Source organism: Hydrogenophaga sp. NFH-34 (genome assembly GCF_021401345.1).
Lineage (GTDB): Bacteria > Pseudomonadota > Gammaproteobacteria > Burkholderiales > Burkholderiaceae_C > Hydrogenophaga > Hydrogenophaga electricum.
Genome location: NZ_JACBGE010000018.1, coordinates 51,272 through 69,387, shown reverse-complemented (window position 1 = coordinate 69,387; position 18,116 = coordinate 51,272). Strand labels below are relative to the sequence as shown.

14 protein-coding genes are annotated in these 18,116 nt (G+C 68.7%); 4 read left to right on the top strand and 10 right to left on the bottom strand.

Annotated features, from left to right (window positions below; translation table 11 throughout):
- Positions 1-109: 109 nt before the first annotated feature.
- A complete protein-coding gene (gene speB / locus L0977_RS17225) occupies positions 110-1,060 on the bottom strand; it encodes an agmatinase (protein WP_234266092.1) in 951 nt (316 codons plus the stop codon).
- A gap of 116 nt (positions 1,061-1,176) precedes the next feature.
- Between speB and L0977_RS17220 the strand changes: the two genes are divergently transcribed.
- A complete protein-coding gene (locus tag L0977_RS17220; RefSeq protein WP_234266091.1) occupies positions 1,177-2,064 on the top strand; it encodes a LysR family transcriptional regulator in 888 nt (295 codons plus the stop codon).
- A 61-nt stretch (positions 2,065-2,125) separates the two neighbouring features.
- Positions 2,126-3,859 carry a Na+/H+ antiporter gene (locus L0977_RS17215; RefSeq protein WP_234266090.1) on the top strand — a complete coding sequence of 578 codons (1,734 nt, stop codon included), beginning with the start codon at positions 2,126-2,128 and terminating at the stop codon, positions 3,857-3,859.
- A 21-nt stretch (positions 3,860-3,880) separates the two neighbouring features.
- On the opposite strand, the gene fabI is transcribed toward L0977_RS17215, so the two are convergent.
- Genes fabI through L0977_RS17200 form a run of 3 tightly spaced genes read right to left on the bottom strand, consistent with a single transcriptional unit; the run spans position 3,881 to position 5,962 of the window.
- A complete protein-coding gene (fabI, locus tag L0977_RS17210; protein ID WP_234266089.1) occupies positions 3,881-4,651 on the bottom strand; it encodes an enoyl-ACP reductase FabI in 771 nt (256 codons plus the stop codon).
- 60 nt (positions 4,652-4,711) lie between these two features.
- Positions 4,712-5,482, bottom strand: a complete 771-nt coding sequence (locus tag L0977_RS17205; protein ID WP_234266088.1) for an SAM-dependent methyltransferase — start codon at positions 5,480-5,482, stop codon at positions 4,712-4,714.
- Positions 5,483-5,518: 36 nt separating this feature from the next.
- The gene (locus L0977_RS17200; RefSeq protein ID WP_234266087.1) at positions 5,519-5,962 is read right to left on the bottom strand and encodes a MarR family winged helix-turn-helix transcriptional regulator; all 444 of its coding nucleotides are present in this window, start codon (positions 5,960-5,962) and stop codon (positions 5,519-5,521) included.
- Positions 5,963-6,100: 138 nt separating this feature from the next.
- Between L0977_RS17200 and L0977_RS17195 the strand changes: the two genes are divergently transcribed.
- A complete protein-coding gene (locus L0977_RS17195) occupies positions 6,101-8,011 on the top strand; it encodes an FAD-dependent monooxygenase (protein ID WP_234266086.1) in 1,911 nt (636 codons plus the stop codon).
- Between the two features lie 102 nt (positions 8,012-8,113).
- On the opposite strand, the gene L0977_RS17190 is transcribed toward L0977_RS17195, so the two are convergent.
- Together L0977_RS17190 and fadB are read right to left on the bottom strand one after the other, a co-directional pair.
- Positions 8,114-8,896: an SDR family NAD(P)-dependent oxidoreductase gene (locus L0977_RS17190; protein WP_234266085.1), complete on the bottom strand. Its 783-nt coding sequence runs from the start codon at positions 8,894-8,896 to the stop codon at positions 8,114-8,116.
- A 20-nt stretch (positions 8,897-8,916) separates the two neighbouring features.
- Complete coding sequence (gene fadB / locus L0977_RS17185) at positions 8,917-11,082, bottom strand: fatty acid oxidation complex subunit alpha FadB (RefSeq protein ID WP_234266084.1); 2,166 nt, start codon at positions 11,080-11,082, stop codon at positions 8,917-8,919.
- 224 nt (positions 11,083-11,306) lie between these two features.
- Here fadB and L0977_RS17180 point away from each other — a divergent pair, with 224 nt between their 5' ends.
- Positions 11,307-14,000: a LuxR C-terminal-related transcriptional regulator gene (locus tag L0977_RS17180; RefSeq protein WP_234266083.1), complete on the top strand. Its 2,694-nt coding sequence runs from the start codon at positions 11,307-11,309 to the stop codon at positions 13,998-14,000.
- A gap of 9 nt (positions 14,001-14,009) precedes the next feature.
- Here the strand turns inward: L0977_RS17180 and L0977_RS17175 are convergent, their stop codons facing one another.
- The 4 genes from L0977_RS17175 to L0977_RS17160 are packed head-to-tail and all read right to left on the bottom strand — an operon-like array spanning position 14,010 to position 18,055.
- Positions 14,010-14,900, bottom strand: coding sequence for an SDR family oxidoreductase (locus L0977_RS17175; protein WP_234266082.1), 891 nt, complete (start codon positions 14,898-14,900; stop codon positions 14,010-14,012).
- Positions 14,901-14,922: 22 nt separating this feature from the next.
- On the bottom strand, positions 14,923-15,720 hold the full coding sequence (locus tag L0977_RS17170) for an enoyl-CoA hydratase/isomerase family protein (RefSeq protein WP_234266081.1): 798 nt from the start codon (positions 15,718-15,720) through the stop codon (positions 14,923-14,925).
- A 26-nt stretch (positions 15,721-15,746) separates the two neighbouring features.
- The gene (locus tag L0977_RS17165; protein WP_234266080.1) at positions 15,747-16,895 is read right to left on the bottom strand and encodes an acyl-CoA dehydrogenase family protein; all 1,149 of its coding nucleotides are present in this window, start codon (positions 16,893-16,895) and stop codon (positions 15,747-15,749) included.
- A gap of 26 nt (positions 16,896-16,921) precedes the next feature.
- On the bottom strand, positions 16,922-18,055 hold the full coding sequence (locus tag L0977_RS17160) for a CaiB/BaiF CoA transferase family protein (RefSeq protein WP_234266079.1): 1,134 nt from the start codon (positions 18,053-18,055) through the stop codon (positions 16,922-16,924).
- Positions 18,056-18,116: the final 61 nt, after the last annotated feature.

The following is an 18,116-nucleotide window of genomic DNA, read 5'->3' as shown; positions in this document are numbered from 1 at the left end:
GTGCCGCGGAACCGGCTTCGCCGGGCCGCAGGCGCCGTCCCCCTTCCCAGCGCCGCCCAGCGGCGCGCCAGAGCGGGGGGGAGCGGCGCCGCCGCGCAGGGGGGTGTCGTCATCGGTACCTCACACCCGGCAGCACGCACAGCATTTCGTACAGCAGGTTGGCCGCCAGTTGCGCGGTGTTGCCGCTCTGGTCGTAAGGCGGCGAAACCTCCACCAGATCGCAGCCGATCAGATTCAGCCCCTTGCAGCCGCGCACGATCTCCAGACCCTGGATGCTGGTCAGGCCGCCCACCTCGGGCGTGCCGGTGCCGGGAGCCCAAGCAGGATCGATGCCATCGATGTCGAAACTCAGGTACACCGGGCCGTCGCCCATGATTTGGCGCACCTCGGCCATCAGCGGCGCCAGCGACCGGTGCCAGCACTGCTCGGCCTGGAACAGGCGGAAGCCCTGGTCCACGCCCCACTGGAAGTCACCGCTGGCATAACCCTGGGCACGCTGGCCAATCTGCACCACGCGGTGGCAGTCGAGCAGCCCCTCCTCCACCGCGCGGCGGAAGGTGGTGCCGTGGGCGATCTTCTCGCCGAACATGTGGTCGTTGGTGTCGGTGTGCGCGTCGACGTGGATCAGGCCCACGGGGCCGTGTTTCTTGGTCAGCGAGCGCAGGATCGGCAGCGTGATGGTGTGGTCGCCGCCCAGCGTCAGTGGCACCACCTGGTGCGGCAGCAGCGTGTCGTAATGCGCCTCGATGATGCGCACCGATTCGAGCAGGTTGTAGGTGTTGATGGGCACGTCGCCCAGATCGGCCACCTGCAGCGCGTCGAACGGGGCAGCGCCCGTGGCCATGTTGTAGGGCCGGATCATCACCGACTCGTTGCGGATGCTGCGCGGGCCGTAACGGGTCCCCGCGCGCTGGGAGGTGCCGATGTCCAGCGGGATGCCGATGAAGGCCGCGTCCAGCCCGTCGGGCGTGTGGGCATCGGGCAGGCGCAGCATGGTGCCGCGCCCGGCGAATCGGGGCATCTCGTTGCCGCCTTGCGGCTGGTTCAGGGGCTGGGACATCGCAGAAAACGGGGGGAATCGGTGGATGGGCCCATTCTTCGCCCGACCCCTGGCACGACAAATGCTCAGATGCAAAAAATCAGTTCAGAAAAATCCCAACCAATGTCTTTCGCCCCATGAGTACGCAGCCCGACCTGAAACTGCTGCGCATCTTTGCCTGCGTGGCCCGCCACCAGGGCTTCGCCAAGGCGCAGCAGGAACTCAACCTCACCCTCTCGGCCATCAGCACCTACATGAGCCAGCTCGAAAGTCAGCTCGGCTTCAAGCTTTGCGAACGCGGGCGCGGGGGCTTTTCCCTGACCGAAAAAGGCGAGTTGATCCTGACCGAGGCCATGCGCCTGATCGGTGAAGTGGACGGCTTCGGCGCCTATGCCGCCTCGCTCAAGGGCGATCTGTCGGGCAACCTCAAGCTCGGCGTGCTCGACTCCACCGTCACCGACCGCATGCTGCCGCTGTCCGACGCCATCGGCGTGTTCTGCCAGCGCTACCCGGCGGTGCACCTGAGCCTGTTCATCAAGAATCCTTACGATCTTCAGGAAGGCCTGCTCAACAACGAGCTGGACCTGGCCGTGGGCTTCTTCCCCACCCGCCCACCCGGTCTGGTCTTCCAGCCGCTGTACCGCGAGCAGCAGTGGCTGTATTGCAGCGACCGCCACCCGCTCTACGGCCAGCGCGACATCCCCGAGTCGCTGGTGTCCGAGCTGAACGTGGTGCGCCGCAGCTACTGGAGCCAGTCCGAGCTGGGCCGCCATGGCTTCAAGCGCAGCGTGGCCACGGTGGACAGCATGGAAGCGCAGCTGTTCCTGATCCTCTCCGGCGGCTACGTGGGCTACCTGCCCGAGCACTACGCCCAGGCCTGGGTCGACCAGGGCCGCCTGCGCGTGCTGCTGCCCGCCTACTTCGGCTACCAGTCGCCGTTCTCGCTGGTGTCGCGGCGCGGACGCGGGCGCGAAGCGCCGATCCAGGTCATGCGAGACTTGCTGCTGCGCAAAGTGCGCGGCTGAATGCGGCCGGCACCACCCCGCGCCCAGAACCCCGTTGGTGATCGGGGATCGAACCCACTTCATGCATACCGTTGAAATCGTCCTGCTGGTGCTGCTGCTCGGTGCGCTGACCGGCATCGCCGCGCGCTACCTGCGCGCCATTCCCCTGCCCCTGATCCAGATCGCCCTGGGCGCGGCGCTGTCCTGGCCCCAGAAAGGCCTGCACATCGCCTTCGACCCCGAACTCTTCCTGGCGCTGTTCATCCCGCCCCTGCTGTTCGCCGACGGCTGGCGCATTCCCAAGCGGGAATTCTTCGCGCTGCACCGCCCTATCCTGCGGCTGGCGCTGGGCCTGGTGCTGTTCACCGTGATCGGGCTCGGGTTCCTGATCCACTGGCTGATCCCGGCCATCCCGCTGACGGTGGCCTTCGCGCTGGCCGCCGTGGTCTCGCCCACCGACGCGGTGGCGGTCTCGGCGATCACCCGCAACCTGGGCATGCCGGCGCAAACCATGCACGTGCTCGAAGGCGAGTCGCTGCTGAACGATGCCTCGGGCCTGGTGGCGCTCAAGTTTGCCGTGGCCGCCACGCTCACCGGCCTGTTTTCCTGGACCGAAGCGGCCAAGGAATTCCTCTGGATCGCACTCGGCGGGCTGGGCGCCGGCGCGCTGCTGGGCTGGGGCTTTGCCTCGCTGCGCGAGACCGTCACGCGCCGCGTCGGCGACGTGGCCGCCACCCAGATGGTGCTGCTGATGGTGCTGCTGCCCTTTGCCGCCTACCTGCTGGGTGAACACATCGGCGTGTCGGGCATCCTGGCGGCCGTGGCGGCCGGCGTCACCACCAACTTTGCCGACCTGCGGCGCGGCGAATTCGTGGTCGAGCGCATGCAGACCGAAGGCACCTGGACGATGGTGGAGTCGGCCTTCAATGGCGCCATCTTCCTGCTGCTGGGCCTGCAGTTGCCCGCCATCCTGGGCAAGACGCTGGAAGCGGCGGGCAACGACTGGTGGCAGCCCGCCAGCCAGGCGCTGATCATCACGCTGGCGCTGCTGGCGCTGCGCTGGATCTGGCTGCTGCTGGGCGTGCGGGGCAGCCTGCGCAAAGCCCACCAGCATGGCACGCTGACCGAACAGCCCACGCTCTGGCTCACGCTGGTGACCACGCTGGCCGGCATCCGCGGCGCCGTCACCCTGGCCGGTGCCCTGTCGGTGCCGCTGCTGATGCCCGGTGGCGACGTGTTTCCCGAACGCCACCAGCTCGTGTTCCTGGCCACGGCCACCATCTTGCTGACCCTGGTGATTGGCAGCGTGGGTTTGCCGCTGGTGCTGCGGCGCCTGCCCCACACCGGGGAACCGCTGGTGGTGCGCGAAGAGCGCCAGGCCCGGCTGGTGGCCTGCCAGGCTGCAATCGCCCACCTGCGCGACATCCAGCTACCGACCGACGAACTGCCCGATGCCGAGCAGCCGGCCCAGATGCAGGAGGCCGTGGGCCGCGTGGCCCAGGACTACCGCAAACGGATCGACCTACTGGAAGAGCCCGCCAACGTGACCACCCCGGAAGCACAGGCCGATACCCCCGACGCGGTGCGCCAGCGCCAGCGGCGCTACGTGGTCGAGCTAGAGCTGCGCCTGCAGGCGCTGCGCGTGGAACGCGACGCGCTGTACGCCGAGCGCCAGGCCCACCACATCAACGACGCCTCGCTGCGCGCCCTGGTGGGCGAGCTGGACCTGAACGAGGTTTCGCTGCGCAAACGCCTGATCGTGGCCCGCCAGGCCGCCGGGCTCGTTGCGCCGGAGGCGGCCCACAGCGGCCACTGAACCGGCGCCGCCGGGCGCCGTTCAGCCGACGATGTGGTAGCCCGCGTCCACGTAGAGGGTGCTGCCGGTGATCGAGCGCCCACCTTCGCTGGCCAGGAACACGCACAGGGCGCCCACGTCGTCCAGGTCGACCAGCCGGCGCAGGGGCGCGCACCGCACCGCGTCGGCCAGCAACTCGTCGAAGTGCGCAATGCCCGACGCCGCGCGGGTGGCCAGCGGGCCGGGCGACACCGCGTTGACCCGGATGCCCTGGGGCCCGAGCTCGGCCGCCAGGTAGCGCGTGCTGGCCTCCAGCGCCGCCTTGACCGGCCCCATCACGCCGTAATGGGGAATCACCTCTTCGGCCCCCACGTAACTCATGGTCATCAGGCTGCCGCCACCGGTCATCAGCGGCTCGGCCAGCCGGGCCATGCGCGCAAAAGAGTGGCAGGAGATGTCCATGGCGCGGGCAAAGCCCTCGCGCGAGGCGTCCACCACCCGGCCGTGCAGATCGTCCTTGGGCGCAAAGGCGATCGAATGCAGCACGAAGTCCAGCCGGCCCCAGCGCTCGGCGATGGTGTCGAACAGCGCTTCAAGCTGGCCAGGCTGCTCCACGTCGAGCGCCTGCGTGATCGACGCCTGCACACGCTGGGCCAGCGGCTCCACGTGCGGGCGGGCCTTGTCGTTGAACCAGGTCAGGGCCAGTTCGGCGCCCGCCGCGTGAAACGCCTGGGCGCAGCCCCAGGCAATGCTCTGGGCGTTGGCCACGCCCACCACCAGCCCTTTGCGGCCTTCGAGGGAAAAAGGATTCAAGGCGGTTCTCCGGTCAGTGAAGGTCAGTGAGGTTCGGTGGGCGCCGGTCGGTGGGCCGGCTCAGGTCGGGGCCGCCCCGAAGCCGGCCCGCGGCATGAGCGCAAACACACCCCAGCCGAGGTATTCACGGGTATAGGTCGCGTGGCGCACCGGCTCGGTGTCCAGCTTGGCGCGGACCTCCGCCGCCAGCTCGTCGTCCGGGTGGGCTTCCAGCCAGCGGCGCATGGTCAGCCACTTGGCCGCCTCGTAACGGTCCCAGCCGTCCTGGTTGGCCAGCACCATCTCCACCACGTCGCAGCCCAGCCGCCTGAACGATCCGATCAGCTCGGGCAGCACGAGGAAGTCGGTCGTGGCGTTGGCCAGACAGCCCCGGGCGATCTCTTCGGTCGGGGGAAGCTGGCGCCAGTAAGGCTCGCCGATGAGGACGATGCCACCGGGCCGCAGGCTGCGCGCGAGCAGCGCCACCGTGCCGGCCACGCCGCCGGCGATCCAGGTCGCGCCGACGCAGGCGGCCACGTCGACCTGCTGGTCGGACACATAACCGGCGGCATCGTCGTGGATGAAGCGCACCCGGTCGGCGACACCCAGCTCCTGGGCTCGGAGCGTCGCCTGTTCGCTGAAGAGCTGGCTCATGTCGACACCGGTGCCCCGAACGCCGTGGTCACGCGCCCAGGTGCAGAGCATTTCGCCGGAACCGCTGCCCAGGTCCAGCACCTGGTCTTCGGGTTGCAAGCGCAGCGCCGCGCCCAGCGTGGCGAACTTGTCGGGCGTGAACGGGTTGTGAATGCGGTGTGCACTCTCCATCACGTTGAAGATGCGGGGAATGTCCATGGTGCGAAGCCTGGGAAAGCCCTATCAAAGATGGGTCTACGAACGCAGCGCCTGGCGGGCGAGCTGGAGAAAGCGTTCGCGATCGGCCGGTTTCAGTGAGGGGAGGATATCGTCCTGCAGCGCCCGCACCACCGGCAGCAGCGCCGCCAGCACACGCTCGCCTTCGGGCGTCAGCGACAGCTCGCGCGCCCGGCGGTCGCGTTCGCTGACCACGCGGCGGATCCAGCCCTTCTGCTCCAGCCGCTCGATCACGCCCCCGATGGTGGCGCGGTCGTAGGCGATCATTTCCGCGACACGCGCCTGGTCCGTGCCCGGCTGGGCGCGGATGGCGTCGAGTGCCGCGAACTGGACCGAGGTCAGGTCAAAGCCCGCCGCCTGGGTGCGCTGCATGAAAACCTGGCTGGACTGCTGGTGCAGGCGGCGAATCAGGTGGCCCGCCATGTCGAGCGAGTCCATCGGCGTCTCTGAAGAATCGGTCATGTGCGCATCGTATCCGCCGGTCGTGACAGTTATTGATAAGTACACATACAGTATTGACGCAAAATAGTATGTACAGATATTATTCGCGCCACGCGCCGGCAGACCGCCCAGGGCGCCCTTCAACCCAGGAGACAACACATGCAGTTCTACAAAGACGGCTTTCGGGGCGGCAACCCCGACATCAAGCAGGCGGCCCCCAACCGGCGCAACCGGGGTGTCAACGAGCCGCTGCCCGAGAAGGTGGACGTGCTGATCGCCGGCACCGGCCCGGCCGGCCTGTGCCTGGCCGCGCAACTGGCGCAGTTCCCCGAGATCGACACGATGATCGTCGAGCGCATGCCCACCAACATCATCAAGGGCAAGGCCGACGGCATCAACACGCGCACCATGGAAATGTTCCAGGCCTTCGGTTTCGCCGACAAGGTCAAGCGCGAGACCTACTGGGTCAACCAGACCGCGTTCTGGATGCCCGACCCGACCAACCCCGCGCACATCCAGCGCGTGGGCCGCGTGCAGGACGTGGCCGACGACAGCTCGGAGATGCCGCACATCCTGATCAACCAGGCGCGGCTGCACGAGCTGTTTCTGGAAGTGATGGCGAATTCGCCCTCCCGACTGGCGCCCGACTACGGCTGGGAAATCCTGGGCCTGACCATCGACGAAACCACCGACGACCACCCGGTCACGGTCACGCTCAAGGACGCGACCGGCATCAACTGGGGCGCCACACGCACGGTGCGCGCCAACTACGTGGTCGGTTGCGACGGCGCCCATTCGGCCGTGCGCAAGGCCATCGGCGGCGTGCTGCACGGGGATGCCGCGCACCAGGCCTGGGGTGTGATGGACATTCTGGCCAACACCGACTTCCCCGATGTGCGCCAGAAGTGCCTGATCTCGTCGGCCAACGAAGGCAACGTGCTGATCCTGCCGCGCGAAGGCGGCTACGTGTTCCGCATGTACGTGGAACTCGACAAGCTCAAGGAAGGCGAAAAGGCCGCGAGCAAGAAGTTCACGCAGGACGACATGATTGCGGCGGCCAACCGCATCATCAAACCCTATTCGCTGGACGTGAAGGAGATCGTCTGGTGGTCGATCTACGACATCGGCCACAGCATCACCGACAAGTTCGACGACGTGCCCGAAGGCTCCGACCGCGCGCCGCGCGTGTTCACCGCCGGTGACGCCTGCCACACCCACTCGCCCAAGGCCGGCCAGGGCATGAACGTGTCCATGCAGGACACCTTCAACCTCGGCTGGAAACTGGTGCACGTGCTGCAGGGCCGGGCCGATGCCTGCCTGCTGCGCAGCTACAGCAAGGAGCGCCTGACCGAGGCCAAGCGCCTGGTCGACACCGACCACGAGTGGGCCCGCATCATGTCCGCGCCCACCACCCAGGCCGAACGCGAGGGCAAGGAAGAGCCGCGCATCATCCGCCAGTTCAAGGCCAACCTGGAATTCACCGGCGGCACGGCGGTGAAGTACGACACGTCGCCCCTGTTTGCCGAAGGCAAGCACCAGGCCCTGGCCACCGGCGAAGCCATCGGCCGCCGCTTCCACTCGGCGCCCGTGGTGCGCCTGTCGGACGCCAAGCAGATGCAGCTCGGCCACGCGGCCGAGGCCGACGCGCGCTGGCGCCTCTACGCCTTCGCCGGCCAGGGCGACCAAGGCCAGCCCGATGCGCCGATGGCCCGCCTCGCCGACTGGCTGGCGAATCACCCGGCCTCACCGGTGGTCCGGCACACCCGCCCGGGTGAAGACATCGACGCCATCATCGATGTGCGCGCCGTCTTCCAGCCCACCTTCGACCAGCTCGACTATGGGCAGATGCCGGCGCTGCTCAAACCGAAGACCGGCAAGCTCGGCCTGCAGGACCACGAAAAGATCTTCTGCACCGACCACAAGGGTGCGGGCGACATCTACGCCCTGCGCGGCATCGACCGCGCACGCGGCTGCCTCATCGTCGTGCGCCCCGACCAGTACGTGGCCAACGTGCTGCCGCTGGACGGCTTCGACGAACTGTCGGCCTACTTCGCCAGCGTGCTGCGCTGAGCCATGCGCGGGCATGGCCGACCGGGCCGGTGCCCGGCGGCATGCGAGGACATGCCGGGCCTGCGCGAACCTCCTCCCCATCGCGGGGCGGAGGGCATCTGATCACCGGGGCGCCATCCGGATCGCCCCGTCAAGCCGGATGGACTCCCCGTTCATGTATTCGTTGGTGATCAGGAACTCGGCCGCGTGGGCGTATTCCAGCGGATCACCCAGGCGCTTGGGGAACGGCACCGACGCCGCCAGCGCCGCCTTGACGTTGTCCGGCGCTGCCTGCAGCAGCGGGGTGTTGAAGATGCCGGGCAGGATGGTGTTGACCCGGATGCCATCGCCCATGAGGTCGCGGGCGATGGGCAGGGTCATGCCGACCACGCCGGCCTTGCTGGCCGCATAGCTCGCCTGCCCCATCTGGCCGTCCTGCGCGGCCACCGAAGCGGTATTGACGATGGCGCCGCGCTCGCCGTCGGCCAGCGGCTCCAATGTGAGCATGCCGGCCGCCGATTTGGCGATGCAGCGGAAGCTGCCGACCAGGTTGATCTGGATGATGCGGTCGAAGTTGGCCAGCGGGAAATGGCGGATCTCGCCGCTGCTCTTGTCGCGGCTGGCGGTCTTGATGGCGTTACCGGTGCCGGCGCAGTTGACGAGGATGCGCTCCTGGCCATGGACCGCGCGGGCCTTCGCGAAACCGGCGTCGACCTGTTCCTCATCGGTCACGTCGACACGGCAGAAAACGCCGCCCAGTTCCTGGGCCAGCGCTTCGCCCTGTTCGCTGTTGAGGTCAAACAAGGCGACCTTGACGCCCTGGGCCGCGAGGCGGCGTGCGGTGGCGGCTCCCAGGCCGGAGGCGCCGCCCGTGATGACGGCGGCAATGTCGTGGTTGAGTTGCATGGAATGGGCTCCAGAGAAGTTCAGGCAGATCGGTGGGGGTAATAGACGGTGCCGGCCGCCGCCATGGCGCGCATGCGCGCCGTGGGTTGCAGGGCGGCGCCCAATTCGGGGGCGAGGCGATCGCAGCGCGCAACCACGTCGGGCAACCCCAGCCAGTCGGCGTATTGCAGCGGCCCGCCCGCGTAGGCCGGAAAGCCCAGGCCAAGCTGCATCGCCATGTCGAGTTCGGCCGGGCTGCCGACCACGCCGTCTTCCAGCGCGTGCGCGGCCTCGACGATCATGGGCAGCATCATGCGGTCGACAATCTCGGCATCGCTGAAGGCCCGCGGTCCGTCGGGCTGCAGGCGCGCCAGCAAGGCCGGGGTGTCGGGCGCGGTCGAGCGGCGCGGCTTGCCCTGGGCGTCCGCTTCGTAGCGGTAGAAACCGATGCCGTTTTTCTGGCCGTAACGCACTTCGCTGGCCATGAGCCGCAGCGCATCGCGCTCCAGATGCGGCATGCGCTCCGGGTAGCCGGCCGAGATCACGTCGCTCACATGGCTGCCGGTGTCCATGCCGACCACGTCTTCGAGATAGGCCGGCCCCATGGGCCAGCCGAACGCTTCCATGACACGGTCGACCTGCAAGAAGTCCGCACCGTCGGCCACGAGCTGCAAAAAGCCGCGCATGTAGGCGGTGAGCACCCGGTTGACGAGAAACCCCGGACAGTCCTTCACGACGATGGGCGTCTTGCCCATGGCCACGGCATAAGCCACGGCGGTGGAAACAGCAGCCTCGCTGGTGCGGCTGCCCCGGATCACCTCGACCAGCGGCATCATGGGCACCGGGTTGAAGAAGTGCATGCCGACAAAATTCTCGGGGCGCTGCAGTGGCTGGGCAATGTCGTCGATGCGCAGGCTGGAGGTGTTGGACGCGATCAGGGTGCCGGGTGCGAGCTGGCCCTCCAGCTCGGCCAGCACCTTCTGCTTGATCCCCAGGCTTTCGACGATGGCTTCGATCACGCCATCGACCTGGTCAAAACCCGCGCTGTCGAGCTGCGGCGTGATCGCGGCCAGCACGCCGTTGGCGCGCTCCTGGCTGAGTTTGCCGTTTTTCACCCCACGCGCCAGCTGTTTGGCGGCCTCGCCCATGCCCAGTTCCAGCGCGGACGGCTGGATGTCCTTCATGCGCACCGGCACGCCGCGCAAGGCACTGGTGTAGGCAATGCCGCCGCCCATGATGCCGGCGCCGAGCACGGCGGCGCGCCGCACCGGCGTGGCGGCTTGGGCATGGCGTTTGAACAGCTTCTTGAGCGCCTGGTCGTTCACGAAGGCCTGCACCAGCGAACGCGCCGCCTGCGTGCACGCCACCTCACCGAACACCCGCGCTTCCAGCGCCAGCGCGCCGGCCCGGTCGAGCGCTGCCGCCTCGGCCATCATCTCGACCGCGCGCTGCGCGGCGGGCTGGTGGCGGGCACTGAGCGGCTCGGTCGCGGCCACGGCAGCTTCAAACACGGCCGTCCGCTCCGCTGCCGACAGGGGCACCGGGTCGCGCTTGCGCTGTTGTCGCGCGGCCCAGTCCACCTCGCCCGCCATGGCACGGCGCAGCAGGCCCAGCGCGGATTCGCGCAGCGCCTCGGGCGCCACCACCTCGTCCACCACGCCACAGGCCAGCGCGGCGGGTGCGGTCTGTGGCCGCCCGGTGGTGACCCATTCGCAGGCGGCCGCCGGACCGGCCAGGCGCGACAGTCGCACGGTACCGCCAAAACCAGGGAACAGGCCGAGCCTGACCTCGGGTACCCCCACCTGCGCCGCGCTCGACATCACGCGCAGCGAACCCGACACCGCCAGCTCCAGGCCGCCGCCCAGGGCGAAGCCATTGATGGCCACGACCGTGGGCACCGGCAGGTCTTCCAGCGCCACGAAAACCGTGTTGCTGTGCGCCACACCGGCGCTGATCGCCTCGGCCGGCTGGCTGAACTTGGTACCGAACTCGGTGATGTCCGCGCCGACGATGAACACTTCCTTGGCGCTGCTGATCAGCACACCGCGCAGGTCCGCCACACCGGCCAGCGCGTTCACCGCCTGGCGCAATTCCTCGACGGTGCGGTCATCGAACTTGTTGATCGCATCGCCCTGGCGATCGAAACACAGCTCGTACACGCCGGCTTCGTCCAGCGCACGCACCCACACACTTTGGCCTTGAAACACAGGGCAACTCCCGCTCTTCGACACCATGCCGAATCGAAAGCCAGTCTAGAAAGCGCACCCTGTGGGCACATCGTCCGAAGCGACGAAAACGGCCACGCAGCGGCGGCGTTCAACCGCACGCCCCGTGCCAGCAGGCTGCCGGAAAACCACCGACCGTCCTGGGTGACATACCGGTGACAGCCACCCCAGGGGATTCGTCGCGGGTCCGGCGCAGAATGCGCCCCATGTCTGCTCCCGAGCCTGTCAACAGCACCGCTCCCCCACTCCGTGCGCGCAACACCGTGGCGCTGGAGACGAAGTTCCAGGCCCCTGCGCCGGTCGCGTCGCAAGTCACCCGCGCAGAACTGTGCAATGCCCTGTGCAACGGCATGGGCCAGCTGGTGCTGGTGCGCGCACCGGCGGGATTCGGCAAGACCACCGCCCTGGTGCAGGCCCGGGAGCGCCTGGAACGCGAGGGCGTGCCCACGGTCTGGCTCACGCTGGACCGCGCCGACAACGACACCTCGCGCTTTCTCAGCGCGCTCGACGAAGCCGTCCACCGCCTGGGGCTGAACGACGCCGATGCTGGCCGCGACGCGGTGCAGGCGCTGGCGCAGGCCGACAGCCCGTTCGCACTGTTCCTGGACGAATTCGAATCCGTGCACGAGGCCGCCGTGCTGGGTCTGGTGCGCGAGATCGCGGAACACCTGCCGCGCCGGGGACGCCTGTTCATCGGTTCGCGCAACCTGCCCATGCTCGGACTGGCTCGGCTGCGGGTGCGTGGCCAGTTGACGGAGATCGAGGCCGACCGCCTGCGCTTCAGCCTGGAAGACACGACCGCGTTCTTCGACCAGCGCCGCGCGCAGGCGCTCAACCCGGACCAGCTGTTCCGCCTGCACCAGAAGACCGAAGGCTGGATCGCGGCGCTGTGGCTCGCGTCGATGGCCCTGGACCGCCACGAGAACGTGGCGGATTTCGTCGAGCGGTTCTCGGGCTCCGACCGCGCCGTGGCCGACTACCTGGCCGAAGAGGTGCTGGCGCGCCAGCCAGCACCGATCCGCCAGTTCCTGCTGCGCACCAGCCTGCTGCGACAACTCGATGCCTCGGTCTGCGCTGCGCTCAATCCGCGCACCGACTGCGCCGCCCTGCTGGAACAGCTCGACGCCGACCACCTTTTTCTCACGCCGGTGGCGGGCGAACAACGCACTTGGCGCTACCACAGCCTGTTCGCCGGCTACCTGCGCGCGCAGCTTGAGCGCGAGCGCCCCGACGAGGTGGCGCGGCTGCACCTGGCGGCTTCGGGCTGGTACGAGTCGCACGAGCGGCCGGTGCCGGCCATCGACCACGCCATCGAAGGCGGCGACTTCCCGCACGCCATGGAGCTGCTCGATGCCAACGCCGAGGACTTCCTGGAACAGGGCCGCATGCGCCTGCTGGGGCGCTGGTTCCATACGCTGCCCGCCGCACAACTGCGCGGGCACCTGCGGCTGCAGATGATCGCGGTGTGGGCGGCCAGCTTCACGCGCGGCCCCTGGGAAGCCATGGAGCTGCTGGAACGCAGCGGCGTCGATCGCAGCGAAGACCCCTTGCTGCGCGCCCACGCCGACGGCATGCGGCCGATGCTGATGGCGATGCAGGACCGCAACGACGAAGCGCTGATCGCCGGTCGCGCATCGCTCCAGCGGCTGCCGACCGGCAACCATTTCGCCGACAGCACCCTGCTCAACGCGATGGCCTACATCAGCTCGGTCGCGGGCGATCCGCGCGAAGCGCTGCACCTGCTCGACGCGGCGCGGCGCGAGCAGGACGGTGGCAGCACCTTCAACCGGATGTACACCGAGTCCACCGAAGGCCTGGTCGACCTGCAGCAAGGCCGGCTGCGCCAGGCCACGGCGCGGTTCCGGCTGGCGGTCGACGCGACCCACGCGGTCAACTACCACCACACCCACGGCAACGCCTGGGCCGGCGTGCTCTACACCAGCGCGCTCTACGAAGCCAACCAGCTCGCGCAGGCCGATCACCTGCTCAATGTCTATCTGCCGCTGGCGCGCGACGTGGGACTGCCGGACCACATGATCCTGAGCCATGCCATGCGCTCGCGCATCGCCTACATCCATGGCGACGTGGACGTGGCCTCCCATGCGCTGACCGAACTGGAATACCTGGGCAACCAGCGCAAGCTGCCGCGCGTGGTGGCCGCGGCCAAGCTGGAGCGCGCGCGCCTGCTGATGCTGCAGGGGCACGCCTCGGCGGCCCACGACGAACTGGTGCGGGCGGACGACCCGACCCTGTGGGCGCGCGAGCAGCAACAGCGCCTGCTCGCGCACGACATCGAATACATGGCACTGGCGCGGCTGCGCTGGCACGTCGCCCACGGCGATGCGGCGACCAGCCTGCCCTTGCTCGATGCGCAGATCGAGACCGCCAGCCGGGCCGACCGGCAGCGCCGCCTGCTGGTGCTGCGCCTGCTGCGCGCGCTGGCCCTGCAGCGCTCCGGCGACACGCCGGCGGCGGTGGCGCAGGTCGGGGTGGCCCTGCAGTTCGCCAGCCAGGAGGGGTTCATGCGGCTGGTGCTGGACGAAGGGCCGGCCGTGGGCGTCCTGGTGCAACGCTACCAGGCCCTGCACGACAGCGGCCAGTCGCGCGACCCGCTCCTGGGGGACTACCTGCAGCGGCTGCTGCAGGCTTTCGGCCCCCTGCCGGCCGAGACCGAACTGCCCGGAGACCTGCCCGGCGGCGTGCTGGAACCGCTCACGCGCAAGGAACTGCGTGTGCTGCAGTTGCTGGTGGAGGGCTACTCCAACAACGCCATGGCCGAGAAGCTCTATGTCTCGGACAGCACGGTGCGCACCCACCTGCGCAACATCAACATGAAGCTCGGCGCCCACAGCCGCACGCAGGCGGTGGCCATCGCCCGCCGCCTCGGCCTGCTGAACTGAGGGCGGCGCTCAGGCGCTGCGCCGCTCGCGGTCGGCAGCGTTGCGGCGCTGGATGTTCTGGCGCGCGCGCTGCCAGTCGGCATCGGTCCACGCCGCCAGACTGGCGAAATTGCCCCCGGTGGCCTGGAACTGCGCACCGTCGATGGCGATGGTCTGGCCGTTGATGTACTCGGCGCCCGGCCCCATGAGGAACACGGCGAGGTTGGCCAGTTCGGGCATGCGGCCGTTGCGCCCCATGGGGTTGCCCTCGACCTGGTGCTCACCGCCCTGGGGGTTCAGCCGTGCGCTCATGCCCTCGGTCGGGAACAGGCCCGGTGCGATGGCGTTGAAGCGGATGCCCCGACCACCCCACTCGACCGCCAGCGACTGGGTCATGGCGTGCAGACCGGCCTTGGACATGGCCGATGGCACCGTGAAGGGTGAGCCGTTCCAGACCCAGGTGGTCAGGATGGAGATCACCGAGGCCTTGCGCCCCTCGGCCAGCCAGCGCTTGCCGCATTCCAGCGTCATGTAGAAGCTGCCGCGGAACACGATGTTGGCGATGGCGTCGAAGGCACGCGGCGAGAGGTCTTCGGTGCGGCTGACAAAGTTGCCGGCGGCGTTGTTGATCAGGCCGGTGAGGGCACCGCCATCGGCCCAGATGGTGTCGAGCAGGCCGAGGATGCTGGCGTCGTCGCGGATGTCGCAGACCAGCGGCACGACGCGGCCACCATGCGCGGCCATGAGTTCCTGCGCGGTCTGTTCGACCACCGGACCGCGCCGGCCACAGATGTAGACCGTGGCGCCGAGCATGAGCAGGGCTTCGCTCATGACCCGGCCCAGACCGGAGCCGCCACCGGTGACCAGGATACGTTCGCCATTCAGGAGGCCGGGTTTGTAGATCAGGTCATCAAGGGTCATGGTGTTGTCTCCGTTGTGGTCATCAGACGTTGCGGTACCGGGGCGCCCGCTTTTCAAGGAACGCGGCCATGCCTTCGTGGAAATCGCCGCTCTGGGTGCACAGCACCTGCTGGCGGTCTTCCATGGCGATCACGGCCTCCAGCCCGCCGGCGTCGATGGCATGGCCCAGGCCTTCCTTGGTCAGGCGCAGACCCAGCGGGGTGCAGCGCAGCATGTCGTCGGCCAGCGCCTGCGCCTCGGCCTGCATCGCGTCCAGCGCGCCCACCTGGCTGAACAGGCCCAGGGCGAGCGCGCGTTGCGCGGTCATAAAGCGGCCCGTCAGCAGATATTCGGCGGCCACCGAACTGCCCACCATGCGAGGCAGAAAATAGCTCACACCCATGTCGCAACCGGTGAGGCCGATGCGGATGAACGAGGCGTTCATGCGCGCGTCGGGCGTGGCCAGCCGCACGTCGCACGCCAGCGCCAGGGCAAAGCCCCCACCGCTGGCCGCGCCCTGGATCACGCCGATCACCGGCTGCGGACAGCGGCGCATGGCGATCATGATGTCGCGGATGCTGTGCTGCACGGCCATCATGGCTTCGGCGCCCAGGGCATCGCCAGGGGCCTGCTCCTTGAGGTCGAGCCCGGCGCAGAACTGCGCACCCGCCGCTTGCAGGATCACCACGCGCAGATCGAGGCGGCGCTGCAGGCCCTGGAAGTGGTCGCGCAGCGCCGTGGCCAGCGCGGGGTTGAGCGCGTTGAGGCGCTGGGGCCGGTTGAGCGTGACGCGGGCGATGCCGCCCGCCTCCTCGATCTGAAGCACGTCGCCATCAGGCATGCTGGTCTCCTGGGTAATGGGCCCGTTCAAAGCGCACGGGCGATCACTTCCTTCATGATTTCGCTGGTGCCGCCGTAGATGCGCTGGATGCGTGCGTCGGTATACAGCCGCGCCACCAGGTACTCGTTCATGTAGCCATAGCCGCCAAACAGTTGCACGCAGGCATCGACCACCCGCCCCTGCGCTTCCGAGCCCCAGAGCTTGGCCATGGAGGCGGTTGCGGTGTCGAGCCGGCCTGCCACCAGGTCTTCGACACAACGGTCGATGAAGGCGCGGCCCACGCGGATCTCGGTCGCGATCTCGGCCAGCTTGAAGCGGGTGTTCTGGAAATCGGCCACGGCCTGACCAAAGGCCTGGCGATCGCGCACATAGGCCAGCGTGGCCTCGTAGGCGCCTTCCATGGCCGCCAGCCCGGTCACGCCGATGATCAGGCGCTCGTAGGGCAGATCGGCCATGAGCTGGAAGAAGCCCCGGCCTTCGCGGCCGCCCAGCAACTGGTCCGCAGGCACCTGCACGTCATCGAAGAACAGCTCGGAGGTGTCCTGCGCCTTGAGGCCCATCTTGTCGAGCACCCGCCCCACGCGGTAGCCGGGGCAGTCGGCCGTCTCGACGATGAAGATCGACGTGCCCCGCGCGCCCAGGTTGGGATCGGTCTTGGCGACCACCAGCACCAGACCGGCCAGATAGCCGTTGGAGATGAAGGTCTTGGAGCCGTTGATGCGGTAGCCATCGCCCGAGCGCTCGGCGCGGGTTCGGATGCCCTGCAGGTCGGAGCCGGCACCCGGCTCGGTCATGGCGATGGCGCCGACACACTCACCACTCACCAGCCGCGGCAGGTAGCGGCGGCGCTGTTCGTCGGTGCCGTGGTTGAGCAGGTAGTGCGCCACGATGGTGTGCACCGACGCGTTCATGCCGTTGAGACTGCGGCGCGCCATTTCTTCGTAGAACACCGCTTCATGGCGGAAATCACCGCCGGCACCACCCCACTGTTCGGGCAGGTCGGTGCAGAGCAAGCCGGTTTCGCCGGCCTTGCGCCACAGCTCATGCCCCACGTGGCCACGCTGGCGCGCCGCCTCGTCGCCGGGCAGCATTTCGTTTTCGATGAAGCGCACCACGGTGTCGCGGTACTGGTCGAGATCGGGGTCGCTCCAGGAGCGTGCAAAGTTCAGAGCCATGGAAGGGTTCGGTGCAGATGGGCGGGTCAGGCCACGGGATGGGCGGCAGGAACGGTCGCGGCAGCGGAATCCGCACCCGCACCCGCCTGCCAGCGGCGGCGTACCGCGTCGGTCGTGGCGATCACGCTGCTGCGGGGCACGGCCGCGGGCGTGCGCTGGAAACGGGGTGCGGGAGCGGGCTGGACCACGCCGTCGAGTGCGACGAAGGTCTGGCGCGCGCGGTTGTGCGGGTGTGTCGGCGCCTCGTCCCAGTCCAGCACGGGCGCGAAACAGGCGTCACAGCCTTCCAGCAATGCGCACCAGGCATCGCGCGTGCGGGTGCGGAACACCTCGGCCAGACGCAGCTTGAGCAGCGGCCAACTGCTCGGGTCCATCTGCGGGTCGAATGCCGGATCGTCGGCAATGCCGCAGCGCTCGCGCAGCAGGGCATAGAACTGGGGTTCGATGGCGCCCACCGCCACGTAGCGCCCATCGGCACAGGCGTAGGTGTCGTAGAAAAAGGCGCCGCCGTCGAGCAGGTTCTCACCCCGCTGGTTGCTCCACTGGCCCGCCGCCTTCATGCCGTACATCAGGGCCGACATCAGGGCCGCGCCGTCGGTCATGGCGGCGTCCACCACCTGCCCCTGTCCCGACCGGGCGGTCTCATGGAGCGCGCTGAGAATGCCGACCGCCAGCAGCATCGCCCCGCCACCAAAATCGCCCACATAGTTCAGGGGCGGCACCGGGGCCTCGCCGGACCGGCCCACGGCATGCAGGGCGCCCGAGATGGCGATGTAGTTGATGTCGTGGCCGGCCGCGTGCGACAGCGGGCCGTGTTGCCCCCAGCCGGTCATGCGACCGTAGACCAGCCTCGGCTGGCGCGCCATGCAGACCGATGGCCCCAAGCCCAGGCGTTCCATGACGCCGGGGCGAAAGCCCTCGATCAGCACGTCGGCCTGCGCCACCAGGGCCAGCACCTCGTCCACCGCGTCCGGGCGGCGCAGATCCAGCGCCAGGACCGTGCGGCCGCGGGCCAGCACGTCGTTCGGATCCAGCGGCGTTCCGGGGCGCACGATGCGCACCACGTCGGCCCCCAGGTCGGACAGCACCATGGCGCAGAAAGGCCCCGGGCCGATGCCCGCCATTTCGATCACCTTCAATCCCGCCAAGGGTCCCGCCATCTGCCTGCTCCTGCTTCCCGCACCCAGCGGCGGGACAGACAGATGGTGGCGCGCACCCACG

Coding starts and splice junctions, on each gene's coding strand:
- speB (WP_234266092.1), bottom strand. CDS start 1,060: ATGTCCCAGCCCCTGAACCAGCCGCAAGGCGGCAACGAGATGCCCCGA.
- L0977_RS17220 (WP_234266091.1), top strand. CDS start 1,177: ATGAGTACGCAGCCCGACCTGAAACTGCTGCGCATCTTTGCCTGCGTG.
- L0977_RS17215 (WP_234266090.1), top strand. CDS start 2,126: ATGCATACCGTTGAAATCGTCCTGCTGGTGCTGCTGCTCGGTGCGCTG.
- L0977_RS17205 (WP_234266088.1), bottom strand. CDS start 5,482: ATGGACATTCCCCGCATCTTCAACGTGATGGAGAGTGCACACCGCATT.
- L0977_RS17200 (WP_234266087.1), bottom strand. CDS start 5,962: ATGACCGATTCTTCAGAGACGCCGATGGACTCGCTCGACATGGCGGGC.
- L0977_RS17195 (WP_234266086.1), top strand. CDS start 6,101: ATGCAGTTCTACAAAGACGGCTTTCGGGGCGGCAACCCCGACATCAAG.
- L0977_RS17190 (WP_234266085.1), bottom strand. CDS start 8,896: ATGCAACTCAACCACGACATTGCCGCCGTCATCACGGGCGGCGCCTCC.
- L0977_RS17180 (WP_234266083.1), top strand. CDS start 11,307: ATGTCTGCTCCCGAGCCTGTCAACAGCACCGCTCCCCCACTCCGTGCG.
- L0977_RS17175 (WP_234266082.1), bottom strand. CDS start 14,900: ATGACCCTTGATGACCTGATCTACAAACCCGGCCTCCTGAATGGCGAA.
- L0977_RS17170 (WP_234266081.1), bottom strand. CDS start 15,720: ATGCCTGATGGCGACGTGCTTCAGATCGAGGAGGCGGGCGGCATCGCC.
- L0977_RS17165 (WP_234266080.1), bottom strand. CDS start 16,895: ATGGCTCTGAACTTTGCACGCTCCTGGAGCGACCCCGATCTCGACCAG.
- L0977_RS17160 (WP_234266079.1), bottom strand. CDS start 18,055: ATGGCGGGACCCTTGGCGGGATTGAAGGTGATCGAAATGGCGGGCATC.